This window comes from Frankia sp. CeD (genome assembly GCF_000732115.1).
In the GTDB taxonomy this organism is placed as follows: Bacteria; Actinomycetota; Actinomycetes; order Frankiales; family Frankiaceae; genus Frankia; species Frankia casuarinae.
On sequence record NZ_JPGU01000038.1, the window covers coordinates 19,253 to 41,237 of the forward strand.

The 21,985-nt window shown below is 71.1% G+C and carries 16 protein-coding genes; 7 read left to right on the forward strand and 9 right to left on the reverse strand.

Going from position 1 to position 21,985, the window contains the following annotated elements; all coding sequences use genetic code 11:
- Window positions 1-174 precede the first annotated feature (174 nt).
- Entirely contained in the window at window positions 175-1,164 is a 990-nt protein-coding gene (locus tag CED_RS16885; protein WP_011437292.1) for an aldo/keto reductase, read from the forward strand.
- 119 nt (window positions 1,165-1,283) lie between these two features.
- Here CED_RS16885 and CED_RS16890 read toward each other — a convergent pair whose 3' ends face one another.
- Window positions 1,284-1,859, reverse strand: a complete 576-nt coding sequence (locus CED_RS16890; RefSeq protein ID WP_035912212.1) for a hypothetical protein — start codon at window positions 1,857-1,859, stop codon at window positions 1,284-1,286.
- A gap of 223 nt (window positions 1,860-2,082) precedes the next feature.
- Here CED_RS16890 and CED_RS16895 point away from each other — a divergent pair, with 223 nt between their 5' ends.
- Both CED_RS16895 and CED_RS16900 read left to right on the forward strand, forming a co-directional pair.
- Window positions 2,083-2,862 carry a sporulation protein gene (locus tag CED_RS16895; protein ID WP_011437294.1) on the forward strand — a complete coding sequence of 260 codons (780 nt, stop codon included), beginning with the start codon at window positions 2,083-2,085 and terminating at the stop codon, window positions 2,860-2,862.
- Window positions 2,863-2,920: 58 nt separating this feature from the next.
- Window positions 2,921-3,346 (forward strand): GNAT family N-acetyltransferase, encoded by a 426-nt coding sequence (locus CED_RS16900; RefSeq protein ID WP_011437295.1) that lies wholly within the window; start codon window positions 2,921-2,923, stop codon window positions 3,344-3,346.
- A 99-nt stretch (window positions 3,347-3,445) separates the two neighbouring features.
- Here CED_RS16900 and CED_RS16905 read toward each other — a convergent pair whose 3' ends face one another.
- From CED_RS16905 to CED_RS16915, 3 genes are all read right to left on the reverse strand, one after another.
- Complete coding sequence (locus tag CED_RS16905) at window positions 3,446-5,644, reverse strand: prolyl oligopeptidase family serine peptidase (protein WP_035912182.1); 2,199 nt, start codon at window positions 5,642-5,644, stop codon at window positions 3,446-3,448.
- A gap of 81 nt (window positions 5,645-5,725) precedes the next feature.
- The gene (locus CED_RS16910; protein WP_035912184.1) at window positions 5,726-7,510 is read right to left on the reverse strand and encodes an N-acetylglutaminylglutamine amidotransferase; all 1,785 of its coding nucleotides are present in this window, start codon (window positions 7,508-7,510) and stop codon (window positions 5,726-5,728) included.
- A gap of 273 nt (window positions 7,511-7,783) precedes the next feature.
- Window positions 7,784-10,369, reverse strand: a complete 2,586-nt coding sequence (locus CED_RS16915; RefSeq protein ID WP_035912187.1) for a carboxylate--amine ligase/circularly permuted type 2 ATP-grasp protein — start codon at window positions 10,367-10,369, stop codon at window positions 7,784-7,786.
- Window positions 10,370-10,400: 31 nt separating this feature from the next.
- Between CED_RS16915 and CED_RS16920 the strand changes: the two genes are divergently transcribed.
- The 3 genes from CED_RS16920 (at window position 10,401) to CED_RS16935 (ending at window position 13,756) form a co-directional block, all read left to right on the forward strand.
- On the forward strand, window positions 10,401-11,081 hold the full coding sequence (locus CED_RS16920; RefSeq protein ID WP_232235132.1) for a hypothetical protein: 681 nt from the start codon (window positions 10,401-10,403) through the stop codon (window positions 11,079-11,081).
- A gap of 513 nt (window positions 11,082-11,594) precedes the next feature.
- Window positions 11,595-13,184 carry an FMN-binding glutamate synthase family protein gene (locus CED_RS16930; RefSeq protein WP_035912188.1) on the forward strand — a complete coding sequence of 530 codons (1,590 nt, stop codon included), beginning with the start codon at window positions 11,595-11,597 and terminating at the stop codon, window positions 13,182-13,184.
- Window positions 13,185-13,282: 98 nt separating this feature from the next.
- Entirely contained in the window at window positions 13,283-13,756 is a 474-nt protein-coding gene (locus CED_RS16935) for a VOC family protein (RefSeq protein WP_011437301.1), read from the forward strand.
- 71 nt (window positions 13,757-13,827) lie between these two features.
- On the opposite strand, the gene mptB is transcribed toward CED_RS16935, so the two are convergent.
- Entirely contained in the window at window positions 13,828-15,270 is a 1,443-nt protein-coding gene (mptB, locus tag CED_RS16940; RefSeq protein ID WP_049760950.1) for a polyprenol phosphomannose-dependent alpha 1,6 mannosyltransferase MptB, read from the reverse strand.
- Between the two features lie 497 nt (window positions 15,271-15,767).
- Between mptB and CED_RS16945 the strand changes: the two genes are divergently transcribed.
- Entirely contained in the window at window positions 15,768-17,015 is a 1,248-nt protein-coding gene (locus CED_RS16945) for a glycosyltransferase 87 family protein (protein ID WP_152569777.1), read from the forward strand.
- On the opposite strand, the gene CED_RS24405 is transcribed toward CED_RS16945, so the two are convergent.
- The 4 genes from CED_RS24405 to CED_RS16965 form a co-directional block, all read right to left on the reverse strand.
- Window positions 17,005-17,766: a hypothetical protein gene (locus CED_RS24405; RefSeq protein WP_011437304.1), complete on the reverse strand. Its 762-nt coding sequence runs from the start codon at window positions 17,764-17,766 to the stop codon at window positions 17,005-17,007. The two genes, CED_RS16945 and CED_RS24405, sit on opposite strands and share 11 nt — an antisense overlap.
- Window positions 17,753-19,372 carry a substrate-binding domain-containing protein gene (locus CED_RS16955; RefSeq protein ID WP_035912189.1) on the reverse strand — a complete coding sequence of 540 codons (1,620 nt, stop codon included), beginning with the start codon at window positions 19,370-19,372 and terminating at the stop codon, window positions 17,753-17,755. Before CED_RS16955 ends, CED_RS24405 begins: the two co-directional genes overlap by 14 nt.
- Window positions 19,369-20,628, reverse strand: coding sequence for a toxic anion resistance protein (locus tag CED_RS16960; protein WP_035912190.1), 1,260 nt, complete (start codon window positions 20,626-20,628; stop codon window positions 19,369-19,371). The genes CED_RS16955 and CED_RS16960 overlap by 4 nt, the downstream gene beginning before the upstream one ends.
- Entirely contained in the window at window positions 20,625-21,749 is a 1,125-nt protein-coding gene (locus CED_RS16965) for a solute-binding protein (RefSeq protein ID WP_035912194.1), read from the reverse strand. The genes CED_RS16960 and CED_RS16965 overlap by 4 nt, the downstream gene beginning before the upstream one ends.
- Window positions 21,750-21,985 lie beyond the last annotated feature (236 nt).

The following is a 21,985-nucleotide window of genomic DNA, read 5'->3' on the forward strand; positions in this document are numbered from 1 at the left end:
CGGCAACCTAGCAGCTGCCGGAGAGTACAGCCGAACACGTCGGCGCCGGGAACGCTGTCGATCCCCGGACAAGACGATTCGCGGACAGGACGATTCGACGACGACACCGGCATCGGAGCGGCTACCGGTGAGGCTCCTCTCGCGCTCCGACATGGTCGGGCGTTCACTGGACAGATGCGCTACGTCGAGGGCATCACGACAGCCAGCGGTAAGAAGATATCCAAGATCGGCCTCGGAACCTGGCAGTTCGGGTCCAGGGAGTGGGGGTACGGGGCGAGCTACGCCGACACCGAGGCCGGGCGCATCGTGCGCCGGGCCCTCGAACTCGGGGTGACGCTGTTCGACTCCGCCGAGATCTACGGGATGGGACGCAGCGAACGCATCCTCGGCTCGGCGCTGGCCGGGATCCCGGACGCGCTGGACCGGGCGTACGTGGCGACGAAGGTGTTCCCCGTGCTCCCGCTGGCTCCGATCGTCGAGCAGCGGGCGGTCGCGAGCGCGAACCGGCTCGGGGTGCACCGCATCGACCTGTATCAGGTCCACCAGCCCAATCCGGTGATCAGGGACGGCCAGACGATGCGCGGGATGGCGGCGCTGCGCGCCGTCGGCCTCGTCGGGGACGTCGGGGTCAGCAACTACTCGCTGACCCGCTGGCAGGACGCCGAGGCGGCGCTCGGCGCGCCCATCCTGTCCAACCAGGTCGAGTACAGCCTGGTTCGGCGCAGGCGGGGCGAGGAGCTGCTGGCGTTCGCCGCCCGGGAGTCCCGGATCGTGATCGCCTGGAGCCCGCTGAGCCAGGGGCTGCTCTCGGGCCGCTACGACGTCACGAACCGCCCGACCGGGCGGATCCGCGCGATAAACCCGCTGTTCCTCACCGAGAATCTGGCCCGCGCCACCCCGCTGCTCGACGTCCTACGCGAGGTCGCCGCCACGCACGACGCCACCCCCGCCCAGATCGCGCTGGCCTGGGCGATCCATCATCCGTCGGTCGTCGCGATCCCGGGGGCGTCCAGCGTCGCCCAGGTGGAGAACAACGCCGCCGCGGCCGACATCACGCTCACCGAGGACGAGTACGGCACGTTGACCGCAGCCGCGCAACGCTTCGAACCGCTCGCCGGCACGTCGGCCTTCGCCGCGCTGGCCGCGGAACGGCTCCACCGCTGACCGCTGTCCGGCCAGTCCGAGGCGCCCGGCCAGTCCGAGGCGCCCGGTCAGTCCGAGGCGCCCGGTCAGTCCGAGGCGCCCGGTCAGTCCGAGGCGCCCGGTCAGTCCGAGGCGCCCGGTCAGTCCGAGGCGTCGTAGGTGGTCACGTCGTCGGAGGAGATGTCGTCGGAGGAGATGATGTGGAACGGCGGGCACACCCCGGTCGAGTGGTGGGGCGCGGCCTCCCGCGCCATCCGGACCCGCTGTTTCGGGTCGAGGCCCCGGGTGCTGTGCAGCGAGCCGCAGGCGTACTCGTCGCCGCTGCCGACCGCATAGTAGTTGTCCGCGCTGCGGCCGATCTGGTAGTCCGAGTCGATGCGGTAGAGGTGTCCGCGGAGGCCGACCAGGAACAGCCCGCCGCTCTCATTGCCGGAGTCGTTGCGGGCGAAGCCGCCGTCACGCAGGCAGTCCCGGACCACCGCGATGAAGTCCGTCGCCATGAACCGATCGAGATCCCAGTCCTGCGGGACCGGGGGCACGAGGCTGTAGCGGAGCAGCTGGCCCATCCGGAACGAATCAGTGAACCCCATAATGAACTCACTGTTACGAAACACCTTGGTATCCGCACGGACAGTGATAGACCAGCCAGCGACACCGGCGCTGTCCCCACCGATCACGACCCGGCCGTCCTGCTGTACCCCGACGATGCAGGTCACGAAGCGGAATGGTACCGGTTCGCCCCGAAGCCGGACGCCGTACCCCATCCGCGTCACCAGCCCGTTGACACGCTCCGCCCGTTGACACGCTCCGCCCGCTGTCACCCGCCCCGCCCGCTGTCACCCTGCCGACCCGGGAGCCGTTCCGGCGGTCCGGTCGTCAGGCGGATGTGAGAACGTGTCCTGCGCACACACGAGAACGGAAGCGGAGGACGGGCACACCATGGGGATGAAGCGGTTCATGTCGCGGCTCGGCGTGGGCGGGGCCGCGGTCGAGACCGTGCTGGACCGTCCGGAAACCCTGCCGGGCCAGGTCGTGACCGGTCTGACCACCGTCACCGGCGGCAAGGTCGAGCAGAAGATCGAGAAGGTCCTCGTCGCGCTCGAGGCGACCGTCGAGGTCGAGACCGACGACTCGACCTGGCACGAGCAGGTCACCTTCGGTACCCAGCAGATCGGTGGCGGCTTCACTATCCACCCGGAGCAGCAGATCAGCGGCCGCTTCGAGCTGCCCGTGCCGTGGCAGACCCCGATCACCGACATCGGCGGGTGGCATCTGCACGGGATGAAGATCGGGGTGCGGACCAAGCTGGCCATCCCCGGGGCGGTGGACCCGGGTGACCTCGACGCGGTGAACGTGCACCCGCTGCCCGTCCAGGAGGCGGTGCTCGCCGCCCTCGGTGACCTCGGCTTCCACTTCAAGTCCGCCGACGTCGAGAAGGGCCGCCTACACGGCTCCGACCTGCCCTTCTACCAGGAGATCGAGCTGAAGCCGTCGGGCGAGTACGCCCGGCGCATCTCCGAACTGGAGGTCACCTTCCTCGTCGACGGCTCCGGGGTGGACGTCGTCCTGGAGGCCGACCGCCGCGGTGGGCTGCTGTCCTCCGGCGGCGACGAGCTCAGCCGGTTCCGGCTCGGCCACCACGACACCGACCGGCACCAGCTCGCCGGGCTGCTCCACCAGCAGCTGGAGCACCTGGGCCGCCGCCGCGGCTGGTTCTGAGCGCTCTACCCGTCCGGGGGACGTCGGCTCACCTGGTGAAGCTGCAAGAATACGGTATGTGAAGATCGAGGAGCTGGAGGCGGATCGTACCTGGCTGGCGTTCGACCCCATGCGGCAGCTTCGGCCGCACCTGACCTCCACCGGGTTCGTCAAGCTCGTCAACGAGGTCCAGCGCCCCGAGGGCTACCGCCTGGTCGCGTCATGGGACGGGGAGCTGGGACGGGTGGTCGCGGCGGTCGGATTCCGGCAGGTGACCTCGCTCGCCTACGGGCGGCATCTGGTCATCGACGATCTGTCCACGATCCTGGCGGCGCGGGGGCGGGGGCACGCCACCCGGCTGCTCGCCTGGAGTGAACGGGAGGCGCGCCGGCTCGGCTGCGAACATATCCATCTCGACGCCGGCACCCACCGCTACGAGGCGCACCGGCTCTACCTGCGAACCGGCTTCACGATCGCGGCCTTCCACTTCACCCGCCGACTCTGAGGTCCCTCCGCAGTCCCTCCCCCGGCCGTCAGCCGTCCGGCGGTCAGGGGACAGGGGGTCAGGGGGGCAAGGGGGCAAGGGGACAAGGGGGTCAGGGGGTCAGGGGGTCAGCAGCCGGGGGGTCAGCCAGTCGACGACCGCTCGGACGAACGACCTGCGGTGGCGCAGATCCGCGATCTCGTGCCCCTCGCCGGGAAAGAGCAGGTAACGGCAGTCGACGCCGCGAGCGAGGGCCGCGGCGACCGTCTGCTCCGCCTCGATCACCGGGACGTTGGTGTCGTTCTCCCCATGCACGACGAGCAACGGCGCGGCGAGGGCGCTCATCCGGTGCAGCGGGGACAGCGCCCGCAGCAACGCCGGCTCGGTGCGTGGATCACCGTACTTGGTGACCGCGGACGCGGCGATCCACGGCTCGGTGTACTGATAGAAGCTCTCCAGATCAACCATCCCGCAGACGTCTACCCCGACCCGGAACAGCTCCGGGAAGTGGACCATCGCCGCCAGCGTCAGATAGCCGCCGTAGGAGCGGCCGGCGACGCCGATCCGGTCCGGGTCAGCCAGGCCCGTCGCGACCAGATGCGCCACGCAGCTGCGGACGTCGGCGATGCCGCCGAACCGACGATGGGTGTGATCGGCCTCCTCGAACGACCGGCCGAATCCGGTGGAGCCGCGCACGTTCGGCGCGAACACCGCGATCCCCCGGGCGAGCACGGCCTGGAACAGCGGGTTGTAGACGGGACGCTCCTGCGCCTCCGGGCCGCCGTGCAGGTGGAGCAGGGTCGGGACCGGTCCTCGCGGGCCGTGCGGGCGGTACCACCAACCGGACAGTTCCCGGCCGTCGTGGGCCGGCAGGGCGCACGGCACCGGACGGACCAGCCGCGGGTGGTCACCGGTGCGGGGCCCGGGGATCCCGGGTACACGCGCCGGCGCGGATAGCCCGGATGGCATGGATGGCCCGGATGGCCCGGATGGCCCCGGGCTGTCGGATCCCAGGCCGTCAACGTCGATGTTCAGGACGACCCGCGGTCCCGGGATGGTCACTGCCTCGACGGGAGCGTGCGAGATCAGCCGACGGTAGCCGGCGGATGGCGCGGTGAGATCCCAGGTCCAGATCTCCCCCGGCCTGGTGGCACCATCCAGGGCAAGCACGAGCTCCCGCCCCCCGGGCCGGACGAGCACGCCGGTGACGACGTCGCGGGGAAGCGGCGGCAGCGTCAGTGACCGTCCGGTGGGCAGATCGACCAGCGCGAGCTCGCTGCGCCCGCCCACGTTCCAGACGACGACCGCCCGATCCGGATCGAGCAGGGCGAACCGCTCCAGATCGGCGTCATCCCGGGCGGCGAGGACCCGCGGCCCGCCGGTCGGATCGCCCGTGGGGTCGACGGGGACGTCGAACAACGCGGCCCGGTCCCGCCCGATGTCGCACAGCAGCAGCAGGCGACGGCCGTCGGCGACGAACCGACCGGTCACGGTGGTCGCCGTCCCGCCGGGCACCTGCCATGACCCGCCGATCCCCTCCCTGGCTGCGATCCCCTCCCTGGCTGCGATCCCCTCCCTGGCTGCGATCATGGTGTCGACCACGAGCACCCGCCGGACGCCACGGGGGCCCTCCCGCAGCAGCAGGCGGTACCCGCCACCGGCCGGGCCCCGCCCCGGACCGCCGCTCCCCGTCCCGTCCGGCGCGGGGTCGGGGAGAACGACGACGTCGCACACCTGCAGCGCCACTCCGGCGGCGAGGCGGGTCCGTCGCCCGTCGGAGTCGATCAGCACCGCGGCGGTGCGGCCGGACGGATCGGAGCGGTCGGACTCGGTCACGACGAGGCCGTGGCCGTCGTCGGTCCAGCGGGCTGGGGTGGCGGCCCGCCTCCCGCCGCCGGCCAGGTGGCGCAGGTCACCGCCGTCCGCCCGGACGGTCCGGACCTCGGTGAGCTCCCCGCCGCCCGGCGCGACGTGGACGGCGATCCGGTCGTCGGTCGGCGACCACAGGACCGCCCGGACATGACCGGGGCCGGTGTCAACCGGGCGCTCCCGGCCATCCGGGTCCCGGATCCACAGCGCGGGGGCGCCGCCGCGATCGCCGACGAAGGCGAGCCGACCATGCGGGCCGGTACTCGGTGCGCGACAGCTCGCCGCCGCGACCCAGGCGTCGGACAGATCGCCGGGACGCCCGGAGTCGACGGTGTGCGCCACCACCGGCCGTCCCACCACCGGCCGTCCCACCACCGGCCGTCCCACCACCGGCCGTCCCACCACCGGCCGTCCCACCACCGGCTGCGCCACCACCGCGGGTCGGATCATGTCACTCCAAGGGATCATGCGACTCGGTCGTGCGATGTACGTGGGTCGTGCGATGTACGTGGGTCGTGCGATGTACGTAGATCATGCGACCGTGTGGGTCTGGAGCCACATCTCGAGCAGCGCGGCCTGCCACAGGGCGTTCGCGCCGAGCGCCGTGCGGTTGTCGTTCGGGGCGGCGAGCATCGTCTGGACCCACACCGGCCGGAACAGACCCCGCGCCTTCGCCGCCGGATCGGTGAGCGCCTCGCGCACCCGGTCCAGGAACGGCCCGTCGAGATGGCGGATCGCCGGCACCGGGAAGTACCCCTTGGGTCGGTCGATGACGTCGACCGGCATCAGCGGGCGGCCGATGTTCTTGAGCACACCCTTGCCGCCGGAGGCGAGCTTCAGCTCCGGCGGGCAGGCTGCGGCGAGCTCGACCAACTCGTGGTCGAGGAACGGGGTGCGGGCCTCAAGCCCCGCGGCCATCGTCATGTTGTCGACCCGTTTCACGGGGTCGTCAACGAGCATGATCGTCGAGTCGATGCGCAGCGCGGCGTCAACGGCGGTTTNGGCGCCCGGCCGGGNGNAGTGGGAGGCGACGAAGTGCCGGCTGGCATCGGCCTCGATGAGATGGTGCGGCTCCACCATCGCGGGCAGGTCCCGGTGCGGTCGGTCGGCGAAGACCCGCAGGTAGGCGTCGACGGCGTCGGTCCGCCCAACACCCGCCAGCGGCGGATACCAGGAATACCCGGCGAAGACCTCGTCGGCGCCCTGCCCCGACTGCACGACCTTGACGTGCCGGGAGACCTCCTGGGAGAGCAGGTAGAAGGCCACGCAGTCGTGGCTGACCATCGGCTCGCTCATCGCGGCGACGGCCGCGTCGACGGCGGGCAGCAGCCTCGTCCCCGGCACCCGGATCTGATGGTGGTCGGTGTCGAAGTACCGGGCGATGACGTCGGAGTAGACGAACTCGTCGCCGGGCTCGCCGCCGACGGCCTCGAACCCGACACTGAAGGTCGCGAGATCCTTCTGCCCCGCCTCGGCGAGCAGCGCGACGATCAGACTGGAGTCCAGCCCACCGGACAGCAACACGCCGACCGGGACATCGGCGACCATCCGGCGGCGCACCGCGAGGCGCAGCCGCTCGGCGATCGCGTCCTGCCAGTCACGGGCGGTCCAGTCCGCGTGCGCGGGATCGCGGGTGAAGCTGGGACGCCAGTACAGGTCGTCGGTCGAGGTGCCGTCCGGCTCCACCACCCGCACGGTCGCCGCGGGCAGCTTGCGCACCCCGGCCAGAATCGTGTGCGGTGCGGGCACCACGGAGTGGAACGACAGGTAGTGGTGAAAGGCGACCAGGTCGATGTCGGAGGAGACGCCGCCGCCGGCGAGCAGGGCCGGCAGGGTGGAGGCGAACCGCAGGCGCTCGCTGTTCCCGGTGAGGTAGAGCGGCTTGATGCCGAGCCGGTCCCGGGCGAGGATCAGCCGTCCGCTGTCCCGCTCGGCGATGGCGAAGGCGAACATCCCGGCGAAGTGGTCGACGCAGCGTCTCCCCCACCGGTGGTACGCCTTGCCGATCACCTCCGTGTCGGAGGTGGAGAAGAAGCGGTAGCCGGCCGCGATCAGCTCGTCACGCAGCTCCTGATAATTGTAGATGCACCCGTTGAACACCGTGGTCAGGCCGAGTTCGTTGTCCACCATGGGCTGGGCACCGCACTCGGACAAATCGATGATCTTCAGGCGACGGTGCCCGAACGCGACCGGGCCGGCGGACCATACTCCCACGCCGTCCGGGCCCCGCGGCACCATCGTCGCGGTCATCCGCACCACCGCGTCGACGTTCGCTCCCCGGCCGTCGAATCTCAGCTCGCCACTCAGCCCGCACATGTGCGCTCCCGTCGATCGATGAGGTCAGGCGAGATCCATTCCCCGAGGCTTCCTTCCCGGTACCGCAGCCGTTGACTACGACCTCACTTTCGAGGACGGAGATTTCACAACAGTGTCCGCGATGTTGCCAACTCCCTCGGTCGCCAACCCGCACGGAACCGCAGCGCATCCCGCACGGAACCGCAGCGCATCCCGCGACGGAAGACCGGGCCACCCTGGATCCGACTACGGAGAGTATCGGCCACGGAACGGTTGACGGCGGGGAATCACCGGCTAACGGCGGGGNATCCAGGTGTCCTTGGATCCCCCGCCCTGCGAGGAGTTGACGATCAGACTGCCGGGAGGCGCCACCCGGCTGAGCGCCGCGGGCACCACCCGCGGCTCCCGCCCGGCGTAGACAAAGACCCGCAGATCCACCGCGCAGGGTTCGAGATGGCTGTCATGCCAGGTCGGATGGGTCGACAGCGACACCAGTTCCTGGCCGATCCACTGCCGGGGATTGGCCAGGATCCGCTCGCGGACCTCGGTAAGCCGGTAGGGCTCGGCGTGCGGCCCGATGNCCNCGCCGGNCCCGCCGTACCCGTCGACCGGTTTCACCACCAGTTGATCGAGGTTGTCCAGCACGTGTTCACACTGCTCCGGGTCGCCGCAGACATAGGTCGGCACGTCATCGAGCACCGGCTGCTCGCCCAGGTAGTAGGTGACCATCCGCGGGACGTAGGCGTAGACGACCTTGTCGTCACCCACCCCGTTACCCAGAGCGTTCGCTATGCCGACCCGGCGGGCCCGGATCGCGCGCAGCAGCGGGAGCCCCAGCGGGGTGCCGGCGGCTCCGAGGGCGCCGAACAGGTCGTCCTCGTCCATCCGGCGGTAGAGGACGTCGACGCGGCACCGCCGGGAGCCGTCGATCCGGTAGACGACGTCGTTGTCGTCGACCAGCAGATCCGCCGGTTCCACCAGCGCGACGCCCATCTTCTCGGCGAGCAGGGAATGCTCGAAGTACGCCGCGTCGGTCTTCCCGCCGGTCAGCACGGCCACCGCCGGGTCCCCCGTCGCCGCCGCCGGGGCCGCCGCGACCAGCGCCTCGTGCAGCAGGGCGGGTATGCCGTCCAGTCGCAGGATGCCGGCCGGCGGACCGAGCTCCGGCAGCACCGACTCGGCGAGCCGCCGGCCTTCCATGGCGTAGGCGATACCGGACGGCACGCGCAGGTTGTCCTCCAGCACCAGCCAGCCGCCGTCGCCGCCGCGGACCAGGTCGATGCCGGCGACGGTCACCCGGATGGCGTCCGGGCCGACGGCGCGACCGCCGTGGCGCAGGCTCGGCGCGTCGTTGACCACCCAGGCCGGCACGATCCCGTCGGCGACGGCCGCCCGCTCGCCGTAGATGTCGTGCAGGAACGCCTCCAGGGCCCGGACCCGCTGGCTCAGCCCGGTCGTCAGGGTCGTCCAGTCGTCGGCGGCGATGATCCGCGGGACCAGGTCGAACGGAAAGGGACGGCTGGCGGAGTCCCCCGAGGCCCGGAAGACGATCCCCCGGTCGTTCTGCTCGGCCTCGCGCGTCCCGACCCGTTCGTCGAGGATGCCCGGGCCGAGCCGTTCCAAGGTGCGCATGACGGCCCGGTACTGGGGACGGACCGCGCCGCGGGCGTCGACGATCTCGTCGTACCCGGTCGGCTGGTAGCGCTCGAGCAGCCGCGGCGCGATCTGGTCGGAGGCGGACACAGCGGGCGCGCTCCCCAGCGCGGCCGCCGCCCCCGCGGGCGGGACGTCGCGGGTCTCGGCCAGCACCAGATCCGCGACGTCGGTGAGCAGACCCCGACGGGCGAAGGCCCGGCGCTGGCGGTGCGCCGAGCTGCCCCGGCCGACGGCCTGTTCGGCCAGGTTGTCGATGAGCTCCCAGTCGTCGAACCGTTCGAGCTGCGGGCGGACCTCGGTGAGCAGCCGGCGCAGCATGGCCTGGGCCGGTATCGGGCCGGCACCGAGGATGTCGACGAGGTCGCCCTCCAGGCCGGACCGGGCCGCCCGCCAGGTCGCCGCGCGCAGCAGCTCCGCGCGTGGCGGCGGGGCCTGGCCGCCGGCCTCGATCTCCTCGATGGCCTGGCACACCAGCGCCCGGAACAGCCCGGCGATAAGGATGACGTTGTCGACGTCCGGGCAGGCATCGCAGATGCGCAGCTCGACGGTGGGCAGGTGGGCCGACGGGCGGACGTCGAAGTAGACCATCCCCGGGTCGCTGATCACCCCGGACTTGATCAGGTCTGCCACGAGCTGGTCGTACTCCGCGGCGGTCCGGAAGGACCCGGCGACCCCCGCGGTCGGCCAGCGCTGCCACACCAGCGTGCGCATGCTCGCGTAGCCGCTGTCGGCGCCCATCCAGAACGGCGAGCTGGCCGAGAGCGCCAGCAGCATCGGCAGCCACGGCGCGGTCCAGGCGACGACGGCCATCGCGAGGTCGCGGTCGGCCACGTCGACGTGCACTTGGGCGCCGCAGATGAGCTGCTCGCGCGCGACGATCTGGTAGTCCTCGGTCATCTGCTCGTAACGGTCGTCCCGGGAGACGTCGAGCAGATCCATGTCCACGATCGGCACGGTGCCCGCGGCGGCCGGCCCGAGCCCGAGCTCGCCGGTCACCTCCGCGAGTCGCCGCCGCAGATCGAGCAGGTTCGTCCGCAGCTCCAGCAGATCCGCCGTCGGCTGACTGTTCGTCTCGACAACCGATTTCAATAGCTCTGGAGAGAACGAGTCCCCGTCGAGTCGACGGAGGACCTCCTCGGCCCTGGGAACGAGCTGACGGGTAGTGAGATCGAGGATGTGAAATTCCTCCTCGACGCCGACGGCCACGATTCGTGCGTCGCTCATGGCGGGCTACGCTACNGCCGGCCGGTTACGCATGCGTGTCACAGATATGACCCGCCTCGGGAAGAATCCCGCGCTACTCGCCACGGACCTGCACCCCCACCCTTGTCATCGTCGGGTACCGGCCGCCACCCGACACCTCAACCCGACGCCTAGCCCGGCCCACCCGCGCGGCCACTCTCGTCCGACCCGTCCGTCCGGCCCGTCGGCCCTGCTGGTGGGGCCGACGGGCCCACCAGGGTCTCTACTATCCCGCCGGGCCTCGATAAAACGTGACGAAGCGTGCAGGGCGCGGCGTGTCCGATGCGGCGCGCGGTCGCCCGACCGGCTCACCGGCGGGAGGATCGACGGGTGTGGCGGGACGGACGGGTGTGGCGGGACGGACGGATGCGGCGGGACGACGATCGGGCTGCTGCCGGGCCTGTCCCGGGACGAGGGAAACGACCATCTCACCGTCAGCCTCCCGACCGGGATGGGCGAGCTGCGCAACGGCCTGCTCGTCCGCGGCAGCGACGCGTTGGTCGCCGTCGGCGGAAGCTGGGGAACGCTCAGTGAGATCTCCTTCGCGCTCCGGACCGGGAAGACGGTGATCGGTCTCGACACCTGGGCCGTGGACACCCGGGATTCATCGCTGCCGACCGTCATCCCGGTCCAGGATGTTGACGATGTGGTGCCGCTCCTTCCAGCACACCTCAATGATGCCGGCCCTCGATGACGTCTACCGCTTGATGACGTCTACCGCTTTTTGTCCGACACGGTTATGACCCCCATCATAGGCGTTCCGAAGTTGCCGTTGGCGTCCTGGATGCCGCCCTCCGGCCCAGGTGCGACCGGCTGGTTGAAGTCATCCAGGTTCGAGTGGAAACGACAGCGGTGGAGGAAGGATCCCGCCTTGCGGAAAGTTGGGGTGAAACTTTCTCCCGGATCGAGCACCTCGTCGGTGCCCCGGTGGTCCGATGCCCGAGAGAAAGAGGCCGACATTCCGGAGTGCTGTGAAAGTTGTTGTGAACAGGGAGTTACCCTGTTCGCCGACGGCCAGCTCGCCATTGCGAGTTCCCGCCCATTGCGTGTCCCCGCGGCCGCGGCGCGGCCGTGGAACACCTCGTGAACCGTCCGGCGTATAGCGTCGAAGGCGCCGGACCCGACGGGTCCAGGCAGATCGGCCGGGTTCCGCCGGCCGCGGCCCGCGCACAGCCTGCGCACGGGGCCGGTGCAGGGAAGGATCGCGATGTTCTCGTTCGGGATACTGCCGGCCCTGGCGGGGCTCATGGCGGCGGCAATCGCCGCCGGGCTGTGGTGGTCGGCGGACTGGTGGGGGGCCGCCGCCGTGTCCGGCGCCCTGCTCGCCCTGGCCGTCCACGACGTCACGCAACGCCGGCACGCAATCCTGCGGAACTACCCGGTGTTCGGCCACCTCCGCTTCATGCTGGAGTCCATCCGGCCGGAGATCCAGCAGTACTTCATCGAACGCAACTACGACGGCCGCCCGTTCGACCGCGACATCCGGACGAGCATCTACGAACGCGCGAAGGGCATCCACAGCGACCAGGCGTTCGGCACCGAGCGCGATGTCAACGCGGTCGGCTACGAGTACCTGCTGCATTCGACGGTGCCACTGGCGGTTNCGCCNGGCACCCCNCCNCCCCNGGNGNGCATCGGCGGNCCNGNCTGCACCCNGCCGTATGACATGGCGCTGCTCAACATCTCGGCGATGAGCTTCGGAGCGTTATCGGGCAACGCCGTGCTCGCGATGAACCGCGGCGCGGCGGCGGGCGGTTTCGCCCATGACACCGGGGAGGGCGGTCTCACCGAGCATCACCTGCGCTACCACGCCGACCTCGTCTGGGAGATCGGCAGCGGCTACTTCGGTGCTCGCACGGCGGACGGCGACTTCGACCCGGCGCTGTTCAAGGACAAGGCGGCTCTTCCGTCGGTCCGGATGGTCGAGCTGAAGCTGAGCCAGGGCGCCAAGCCCGGCCTCGGCGGCATCCTGCCCGCGGCGAAGGTCAGCGCCGAGATCGCGCGGGCCCGCGGTGTCCCGGCCGGGGTGACCTGTGTCAGCCCGCCGGGACACCGGGTCTTCTCGACTCCGCGGGAACTGGTGCTGTTCATCGCCCGGATGCGGGAGCTCGCGGGTGGCAAGCCCACGGGATTCAAACTGTGTATGGGGCCCCGGCGGGAATTGCTCGCGATCTGCCGGGCGATGCTGGCCGAGGGGATCACCCCCGACTTCATCGTCGTCGACGGAGGTGAGGGCGGCACCGGCGCCGCGCCGCTGGAATACGAGGACCACGTCGGTACTCCGCTCACCGAGGGCCTGATGACGGTGCACAACGCACTCGTCGGCGTCGGCCTGCGAGACCAGGTCCGGATCGGGGTGAGCGGCAAGATTGCCACCGGGGTGGANATCGTCAAACGGCTCGCCCAGGGCGCCGACTACACCAACGCGGCCCGCGCGATGATGATGGCGGTCGGCTGTATCCAGGCGCAACGCTGTCACACCAACACCTGCCCGGTCGGGGTGGCCACCCAGGATCCGCGCCGCGCCCGCGCGGTGGACGTCGCGGACAAGGGCGAGCGGGTGCGCCGCTACCAGCAGGCCGCGGTGGCCCAGGCGGTACAGATGATCGCCTCGCTGGGCTGCGCCGGTCCCGAACAGCTGCATCCGGGGATGCTGATGCGCCGGGTCACCCACACCGACACCCGTAGCTACGCCGAGCTGTACGAGNGGCTCGAACCCGGGGAACTGCTCGTCGAGCCGCCGGCGGACTGGGCCGCGGACTGGGCTGCGGCCGACCCGGACCGCTTTCGCCCCTGATCCAGGGGTACCACGACGCTCTTCGGGAAAAGCTCTTCGGGAAAAGCTCGTGCGGGAAATGGCCGCGCGCTTCTCATCCAGACAGGAAGGACCGGAGGATGCCAGCAATCACGCCATGTCTGTGGTTCGACACTCAGGGCGAGGAGGCGGCCAGGTTCTACACGTCGATCTTCCCGAACTCGCGGATCGTCGACATCACCCGCTACGGCCCGGCCGGGCCCCGTCCCGAGGGCACGGTCATGACCGTCCGGTTTGAACTGGATGGCCAGGAGTACGTCGCGCTGAACGGCGGACCCGAGTTCACCTTCTCGGAGGGGATCTCGCTGCAGGTCGGCTGCGGTTCCCAGGCCGAGATCGACGAGTACTGGGACCGGCTGACCGACGGTGGCGAGGCAGGACCGTGTGGGTGGCTCAAGGACCGGTACGGGCTGTCCTGGCAGATCGTGCCCACGGCCCTGTCTGAGCTCCTTGACGATCCCGACCCGGGCCGGTCCCAGCGGGCGATGCAGGCGATGCTGAAGATGTCGAAGCTCGACATCGAGGAGTTGCGCCGGGCCGCCGACGAGGCGTGAGGCCCGGCGACGGACGCAACGGGCGCCGCGCTCAGGGCACGGGCGCCGTGCTCAGGGCACGGGCGCCGCGCTCAGGGCACGCTGGCGAGACGACGCCGGGCGGCCAAGGCCACGGCGATGCCGCAGGTCAGGGCGACGAGCAGGACGATCGGCCCCTGCCGGACGAACCAGGGGGCGACCTGCGGGTGATCGACGAACAACAGCTCGCAGTGCGGCAGGGCCAGGAACGAGCCGACCACGGTGACCGCCCCGAGCACCCGTCGCGGCGCCTGCCCGGTCAGGCCGAGGAGCACGGCGCCCCAGGTGAGATACCAGGGATAGAGGACGGGTCCGAGCAGGGCCAGGCTGAGTAGTGCCAGCCCGGCGGTGGCATGCGGTTCGCGGTCGCGGACGGTCGCCAGCAGCCAGACGAAGATCCCGGCGGCGACGGCCACGCCCGCGGCCCGGGTGGGTCCCACCAGATCCTCGAAGCGCATCGCCGATCCGGCCATCCTCGCCAGGGCGGACAGAAGATCGGCGAGGCAGGTGGTCGGGGCGTAGAGGGTCAGTCCGGCGGCCGGTGTCCGCGCGGCGCGCAGCCATCCGAAGCCGTCGGGTACCAGACTCGAGAGCACCACGACGACGCTCGCCACGACGGCGAGGTCCCGCCCAGCGACGGCGGCGGCGCGACGGAGCCGGGATGAACGCCGACCCGATCCGACCGAGGCTGCGGTCGCGGCGGTAGCGGCACTCACCGCCGCGACCGACCGCCAGACCAGCACCACCACGACGACCAGGGCCGCGGGCCACTTCACCAGCGCGGCCGCGGTGATGAGGACGAGACCGAGCACCGGCCTGCCGCGGTACACCGCCGTCAGGCCGCTGGCAAGCAGCGCCAGCAGGATGGCCTCAAGATGGATCGCGCCGACGAGCTGCAGCAGCACGATCGGACTACCCGCGCAGAACGCCAGCGCCCAGGGCCGTCGCGCCGCGGAGGACACCCGCACCACGCACACCGCCATCACGACGACGCTCGCCCCCGCGACGATCCGGTGCAGCAGGACCGCGCGCAGGACGTCACCGCCCGCAAGCGCGGTCACCAGCCGGAAGTAGCCGAGGGCGACCGGCCCGTAGGGCGACAGCGATGATCTCCAGATCGGATCGACGGCTAGCAGGATGGGACGGGCGCCGAGCGCGGTGGGCCCGGCGGCGTAGGGGTCGAGCCCGGCGGCGAGCATCGTCCCCTGCGCGGTGTAGCAGTAGACGTCGAGGCTGAGGATCGGCGGGCCGAGCAGCACCGGAACGGCCCAGAAGCCGATGACGAGGCCTATCCGCGGGACCGACAGGTCGCCGTGGTGCGCGCGCTGGCACAACCGGAACCATGCGCCGACGAGCAACGCCACCCCGATGATCATAAAAGCGGGTAGCGGAGAGGGGCGGTCGAACGGCACCGGGTCGAGCAGCCCGAACCAGCGTGACGGGGTCACAACTCCGGGCTGCAGGGCCAGTCGCCCCGCCACCAGCACCACCAGCACCGATCCGGCGGTCCCACATCCCGCGAGCAGGACGATACCTCCGTCGAGGCGTCCGCCGACGCCCCTACCGGGGCGCGACGAACAGCGTCGAGCAGGATCGCCCGGTCGGGCGGTTCCGTGCGGCGCGGCGCACTCTATCTCGTCCATTCCGGTATAAAGCCTGACGTTTCTACATCGCCAACAGGCAGCGCGCCCGGGAGCACCCGGTGAACAATACCTGTCCTGTATGGATGTCGGAGCCCACGGGCGCCGGCCCGGCCCGCGGTGTCCTGCCTCGGCGCCGGGCGGCTACCGGCGGCTACCGGCGGATGGCGCCGGGNTGAACGGCGGNTGGTGGCTGCCGGGCTCCCTGCTGGCGGACCGCCTCGGGGNGCTATGCCGAACGCATGCGGCAAGCGAGAACCATGGGCCCGGCAACCGTTACCGCCTGCCCCAACGGGGAGACGGCAGGCCCGGGACCGGTGCCGGTCGCCTCGGCGCGACCGACGGCGCCCGTCGTGACCACGGGCGTCGTCGCCGCGCTGGTGGTGCTCGCGGTGATGATCGCACCGCAGCCGCAGACCGACTTCGCTGTCTACCGGCTGGGGGGGCAGGCTGTCTGGGACGGGTCCGCCCTTTACCAGGTGCGTACGGCGGCCGGCCTGCCCTTCACCTACCCACCGATCGCGGCGGTGCTGTTCACGCCGTTCGCCGCCATCCCCCTGGGGGNGGCTGAGGTCGTCTGGGCCGCGCTGACCGTCGCGGCACTCATCCTGCTGCTGTCCAGGCTGCGAGCCTGGCTCATCCCGCCGACCGACACCGCGCGGGCCGCCGGGGTCGGGCGGGCACTGGGCTCGCGCTGGGCGCCNCCGCTGCTGCTGGTGGCGGCGCTCGCGACGGAACCGGTTCGCAGCACCATCATCTTCGGGCAGGTCAACATCCTGCTGATGCTGGCGGTCTGGCTCGATGCCGGGCCCGGACGGCGGTCCACACCGTTCGCCCGACTGCCACCCGGTGCTCTCACAGGTCTCGCCGCGGCGGTGAAACTGACTCCGTTGATCTTCGTGGCCTACCTGTGGCTGGCCGGCCGGCGCCGGGTGGCGATCGCAGCGGCGGGGNCGTTTNTCGCGGCCCATGCCGTGGCGTTCGCGCTGGCACCCGCGGCGTCCCGCGCCTACTGGGGCGGGGTGTTCGCGGATCCGGGCCGGATCGGCTCGGTCACGTACGCCGGCAACCAGTCGCTGTCCGGCGCGATGACCCGGATCTGGGGAGACGGCGCGTCGGTCGTCCAGATCCACCGGCTGGTGGTGGCCGCGGTCGCCGTCGCCGGGCTGGTGCTCGCGGTGCGGCTGCACCGGCGCGGGGAGCCCGTCGCGGGCCTGCTCGCCTGTGCGGTCACCGGACTGCTGGTCTCGCCGATCTCGTGGAGTCACCACTGGGTGTGGGCGGTGCCGACGCTGCTCTGGCTCGCCACCCACGCCACCCACGGCACCGACGGCACCGACGGCCGAGCCTCACGCCGGTACGTCGGAGCGGCGCTCGCCGGCTACGTGTTGTTCGTGGCCTCCCCCGTCTGGTGGATCACGCCACACGACCAGAACTGGCCGCACCGCCGCGACCCGACCATCCTCCTCACGAACGCCTACGTGATCGCCGGTGTCGTACTCCTGGTCACCCTGGCGCGCGTCGCAGGCCGCCGGGACCTGTACCGCCCATCACGGAGAATGCGACATCCGGACCTGGTGCGCCGGGGCGTCAGGGGCTAGGTGGGCCCGGGATGCGTGGCAGGTCGGGCCGGGCGAGATCGGGCCGGGCGGGATCGGGGAGGGTGAGCTCGGTCGGGCCGAATCGGTCGGTGAGGAAGCGGCTGTGCGCGAGCAACTGGGCCGTGTCGCCGCGGGCGGCCGCCTCGGTGACCTCACGCATCCCACCGGCGAGCAGGGCCAGCGTCGCCAGCAGGACATCGCGGGGGGTACGGCCGTCGGGCAGCCGGTGGGTCTCGGCGTAGGCCCGCGGCAGCCCCAGATAGGTCTCCACCGCGGTGGGCAGGTAATCGGCGACCGTCCGCTCGACGGCGAACGTCTCCGGCGAGCCGGGACGCAGCAGGTGCGGGGTGTCCAGGACCTGCCGCAGCGCACCGATGACCTCCTCGGCGGCGGCGACGAGTGCCCGGTCGTCCGGTGCCCGGTCGATCAGGGCCCGGTACTGGGCCTCGACCGTCGCCCGCAGATCATCCACGTCGATCCCACCGCCCGCGACCGCGGCGCGGCGCGGCGGTGCGACCAAGGCGCCGATCGCGTAGAGCGCCGCGACGACCGGCGGCCAGAACGGCCAGTCCACCAGGCCCGCGGCACTCGCGCCGGCGCCGGCGAGCGCGCATGTGCAGCCGGCGATGTTCTTGGCCGAACCGAACCAGGTGAGGATCCACTGTCCCCGGCCGGGGATCGGCGCCGACGGGGGTGGTGCCGGGCGCGGGAGCCGCGGTGGACGCGGCGTCGGCGGTTCACTGGTAGCCACGGATGTCCTTGAACGCGTCCGCCAGCGACGAGGTACGGGCGTCGAACACCGCGCCACCGGTGTCGGCGGAGATATCCCGCAGCGCCGCCGGGTCGGCCTCCCCGAAGGCGATCGTGAAGGTACGCACGGCACGCGCGGCCGCCGGCAGCCGCTGATAGGAGGAGCGGAAGTCGGCGGCCGAGATACCGGAGTTGTTCTCCCCGTCGGTCATCAGGACGATCGACGTGAGGTAGCCGGGGTCGGCCTCAACGGCCGCGCCGGCAGCCCGGTAGCCGGCCTCCAGCGCCGAGTAGATCGCGGTGCCGTCCTGGAGCCGCAGGCCGTCCACGAACGTGTTGACGCCCGCCAGATCCGCGGAGCCCGGCCGCGGGTCGTTCACGGCGAAGTCCACGGGGTCGTTGGCCCGGCCGGCGAAGGTGATCATCGTGATCTTCTCGCGACCCCGGAACCGGGCGAACCTGCCGGACAACGTGTCGTCCGCACCGGTGAGTCCGCGCAGCGCCGCCTGGAGCGCCGCTATCCGTGATCCGGCCATCGACCCGGACACGTCGAGCAGGAAGATGGCGTGGCTGGGCCGCCGGAACCGGTCGAGGTAGGCGGACAGCAGCTGGTCGGCGACCTGCCGGCTCGCCGGGAAGGGCAGCTCGGTGAGCGTCCGCGTCGGGAACCGGGCGTCCAACGCCACCCCGGGCAGGGCCGGCCGGCGGCTCGTGGCAGTCTGCAGCCGGTGCTGCGTCCGCGGCAGGCGCAGCCAGCTGACGACCCGGTCATAGAGATCACGCTTGTCCGGCCGCAGCAGCAGGAGAGGGTAGTCGGAGGTGACGATCCCGTCCCGGGGATAGATCAACTCCAATGGTTCGCGCAGCCGGTGCCCGGCGTTCAGGGCCAGCAGCACCGACTCATAGTTGATCATGCCGCCGAGAGTGTCCTGGGAACGGGCGTAGGCGTCGGTCAGGAAACCGGAACTGCCCGCGGTCAGTGCCTGGCCAGAGAAGAACGAGGTCAGCTGGGCAGGTCTGATGTCCTGCGGGCGCAGCGCGTCCGAGGTGCCGGCGAGTGCCGCCGCCACCCCGACCAGGGCGGAGAAACCCGAGTTCGACGCCGCGGGATTCGTCATGGCGTAGGAGAGCTGGCCGGCCGCCACCTTCGCGGCGATGTCGGCCCAGGTCACGTTGGGGTTGCCGGTCCAGCCGAACTGCCGGGCCAGGCTGCGTCGGACCCCGAACACCACCGGTGACAGCATGATCGACGATCGCGCGGCTACGGACGTCGCGCCGTTCGGCAGCAGTCGCAGGTACCGGTCGGAGGCGAACCAGGCGGCGTCGGCCTGGGCCGTGCCCCTGGTAATCGCGTCGGCGCCGTCCAGGGTGCCGGTGTAGCTCAGCCGCAGGGTGACGCCGGTCGCCCGGGTGAGATCGGGAAGCAGCGGCTGGATGTCCTGGAGTTCGGAGCCGGCGAGGACGGTGAGTTCGCCTGCGGACCCGCCGGTGCCGGACCCGCCGGTGCCGGACCCGTCCGCCGGTCCCGGGCCTCCGCCCGAGCAGGCGGCCACGAGCAGCACCGTCAGGAGACACGCGAGCAGGGCCGCGGGCGGCCGTCGGTTCACCGGCCGCCGCCCGGCAGCGTCAGCTCGCCACCGCCGTCGGGGTACGAGCCGAGCTCGCCGATCTCGCCCGCGGCCGACCGGTCCAGGTAGGCGGTGGCCCTGCCGATCTCGGTGGACAGCGCGTCCACCGTCGTCCGCATGGTGTCCAGCGCGGCGGCGCGGTAGTCGTCGATGGCGTCGATGGTGGCGTAAATGTTCGCGAAGGCCTGCTGGAGGGTCCGCAGCGAGACGGTCGCCGAGGACGCCTGCCGGTGCACGTCGGCGCTCTGCCGGCGCNACAGCTCCGACGTGCCAGAAATGATCTTCTCGGTGGTGCTGTTCAGGGCCGAGATCTGGTCAAGGACCAGCTTCTGGTCGGCCAGCGCCTGGGCGACGATCACCGCGGTGCGCAGGGCCGACACGGTCGTGGTGCTCGCCCGGTCCACACCCTTGATGAGTTCGAGGTTGTTGCGCCGGAGCAGGTCCAACGCAAGGTAGCCCTGTGCGCCGACGGCAAGCTGGGTAAGCAGGTCCTGGTGCTTCTGGCGGACGTAGAACAGCACGTCCCGGCGAAGCTCCTCAGCCCGGTCCGGATCGGCGCCCGCGAGCGCCGCGATCCCCGTTTCGAGCTCACCGTCGAGTCTGCCGGCGAGGTAGGCATACTCCCGCAGCCGGCCGATCGCCACCCACAGGTTCTGCTTCTCCTGCTCGATGGCGGCGTTGTCCCGGCGCAGCTCCTCCTGACCGTGCTGCAGGGCGCGCAGGATCCCGTCCAGATGGGCCTGCGACGACCGGTAGGACGCGAAGTAGTCCCGCAGCCGGTTGCCGAAGGGGAGCACGCCGAGCAGCTTTCTGGGGGCGTCGAGATTCTGCCGGGAGGGGTCGAGGTCCGCCACGACCCGGCGCAGCTCGACCAGGGACTTCGACACCGCCGAGGTCTGGTCGAAGGGCCCGGAGTTCATCGCCCGGGTGGGCTTGTCGAGCAACCGGTTGGACACCGACGCCGATTCCCGGATCTCCTTCTCCCCCAGCCGGTGCACGGCGGCGACCTTCGACGCGAACGCCGGCGAGTGGGCATCGATGGACAGCAGCGTGCGCGCGAACGTGCCAGCCTGCTCGTCCAGTCGGGCCACGGCGTCCGGATCGATCGGAACGGCCGGTTCGGCCCGGTCAAGGGGCACCGGTGCCACCGGCTCGGGCGGGGTCAGCACCAGGCCGCCGGGTGACGTATTGCCAGGTGCCGTATTCCGGTCGGCGGCCGGCGGTTGCGTGGTCAACCGGGTCTCCCCTGCGCCTGGTTCACAATCTTGTCAATCATGCGTTCCTCGATGGCGGCGGTGGGCGGTTCCACCACGTCGACCAGTGACGGCGGCGGCGCGAGACCCCGTTCGGTGGCCAGGCGGCGGCCGTACGCGGCATCCGCGGTACGAAACCCGTGCTGAGCCGCGAGACGCTGCAGCTGCGGGTCGGTGGCAAGCAGCCGCCCGGCGGCATCGCCATCGGCGGTCAGCGGTACCACCGTGTGCTTCGCGTAGATCGTTGGCTCCGGGTACATGAGGACCATGTCGGGGCTGATGGAGCCGTCCTTCGCGAGCTGGCGGGCGACGAACTGCNCCTCGTAGATCATGGCCATCGGCGTCTTCCCCATCCCGATGGTGAGGAAGTCGTCGAAGGGTTCCTGGGTGGACTGCTCGACATAGCCCTGCTTGACGAACAGCGGTGCGCAGCGGGCGGCCACCCGATCCGCCGCGGCGCTGTCGGCGACGACGTTACCGCCGTTCTCGACATAGCTGGCGATCGCCAGGTACAGCGCCGCGGAGTTCGACGTCCNCACATCCGTCGAACTGATGAGCACGGACTTGCCGGTCTCGAAAGCGGTGTTCCTCGGCAGGTCCGACCAGCGGGTGTTCTTATCGACCAGATCGAGGTAGCCGCGCATGTTCAGGACGCGGTGGCCGCCGTCCATCCGCACGACCCCGGCGTTCTGCAGCAGTGACGCGATCGGCTGGAAGGTGGCGATCGCCATCGGGCTGAAGAAGGGGACGTAGGACTTCGTCACCTTCCTGGCGGCCCTGATCCGGTCGGCCTGCGGCGCATCGGCCGGAAAGGCCAGGTCATATGGGGTCAGATCGCGGCTGGTGGCGATCTCCCTGGAGCCCGCGGTATCGACCTGCAGCCGGTAGCCGAGCTCCGCGAGCCGGGCGCCCACCGCGGGGTCCGCGAAGAAGTCCCGCTTCTCCGAACCGGCCAGGACCCGGACGGTCCGCACGTTGCCATCGGGCGGACCGCCGCCGGCGTCGCCCCCCAGCCGGGGGACCACGATCAGGGCCACCACCGCAATCACGAGCAGACCGGCCAGCAGGAGCCCGACGGTCCTGCCCCGCTGCGCCGAACGCACCAGCCCTCCGCCCGAATCCCCCGATTGACCCCTCTGCCCCCATAATGGTAGATCCTGGCGACACGTTCTCGACGTTCAACCCACGCGACCGTTTCCTGGTGACCGGTGGATCGCCGCGGCGCCCGTCCGTGGGAGACGAGGGGGTGCCAACTGTCGCTCGTCCAGTAGTCATTGGCGCTCTATAGTGAGCTATGATGGTCATGTGAACCTCAAGGAGTGGGCCGAGTCGCAGGGTG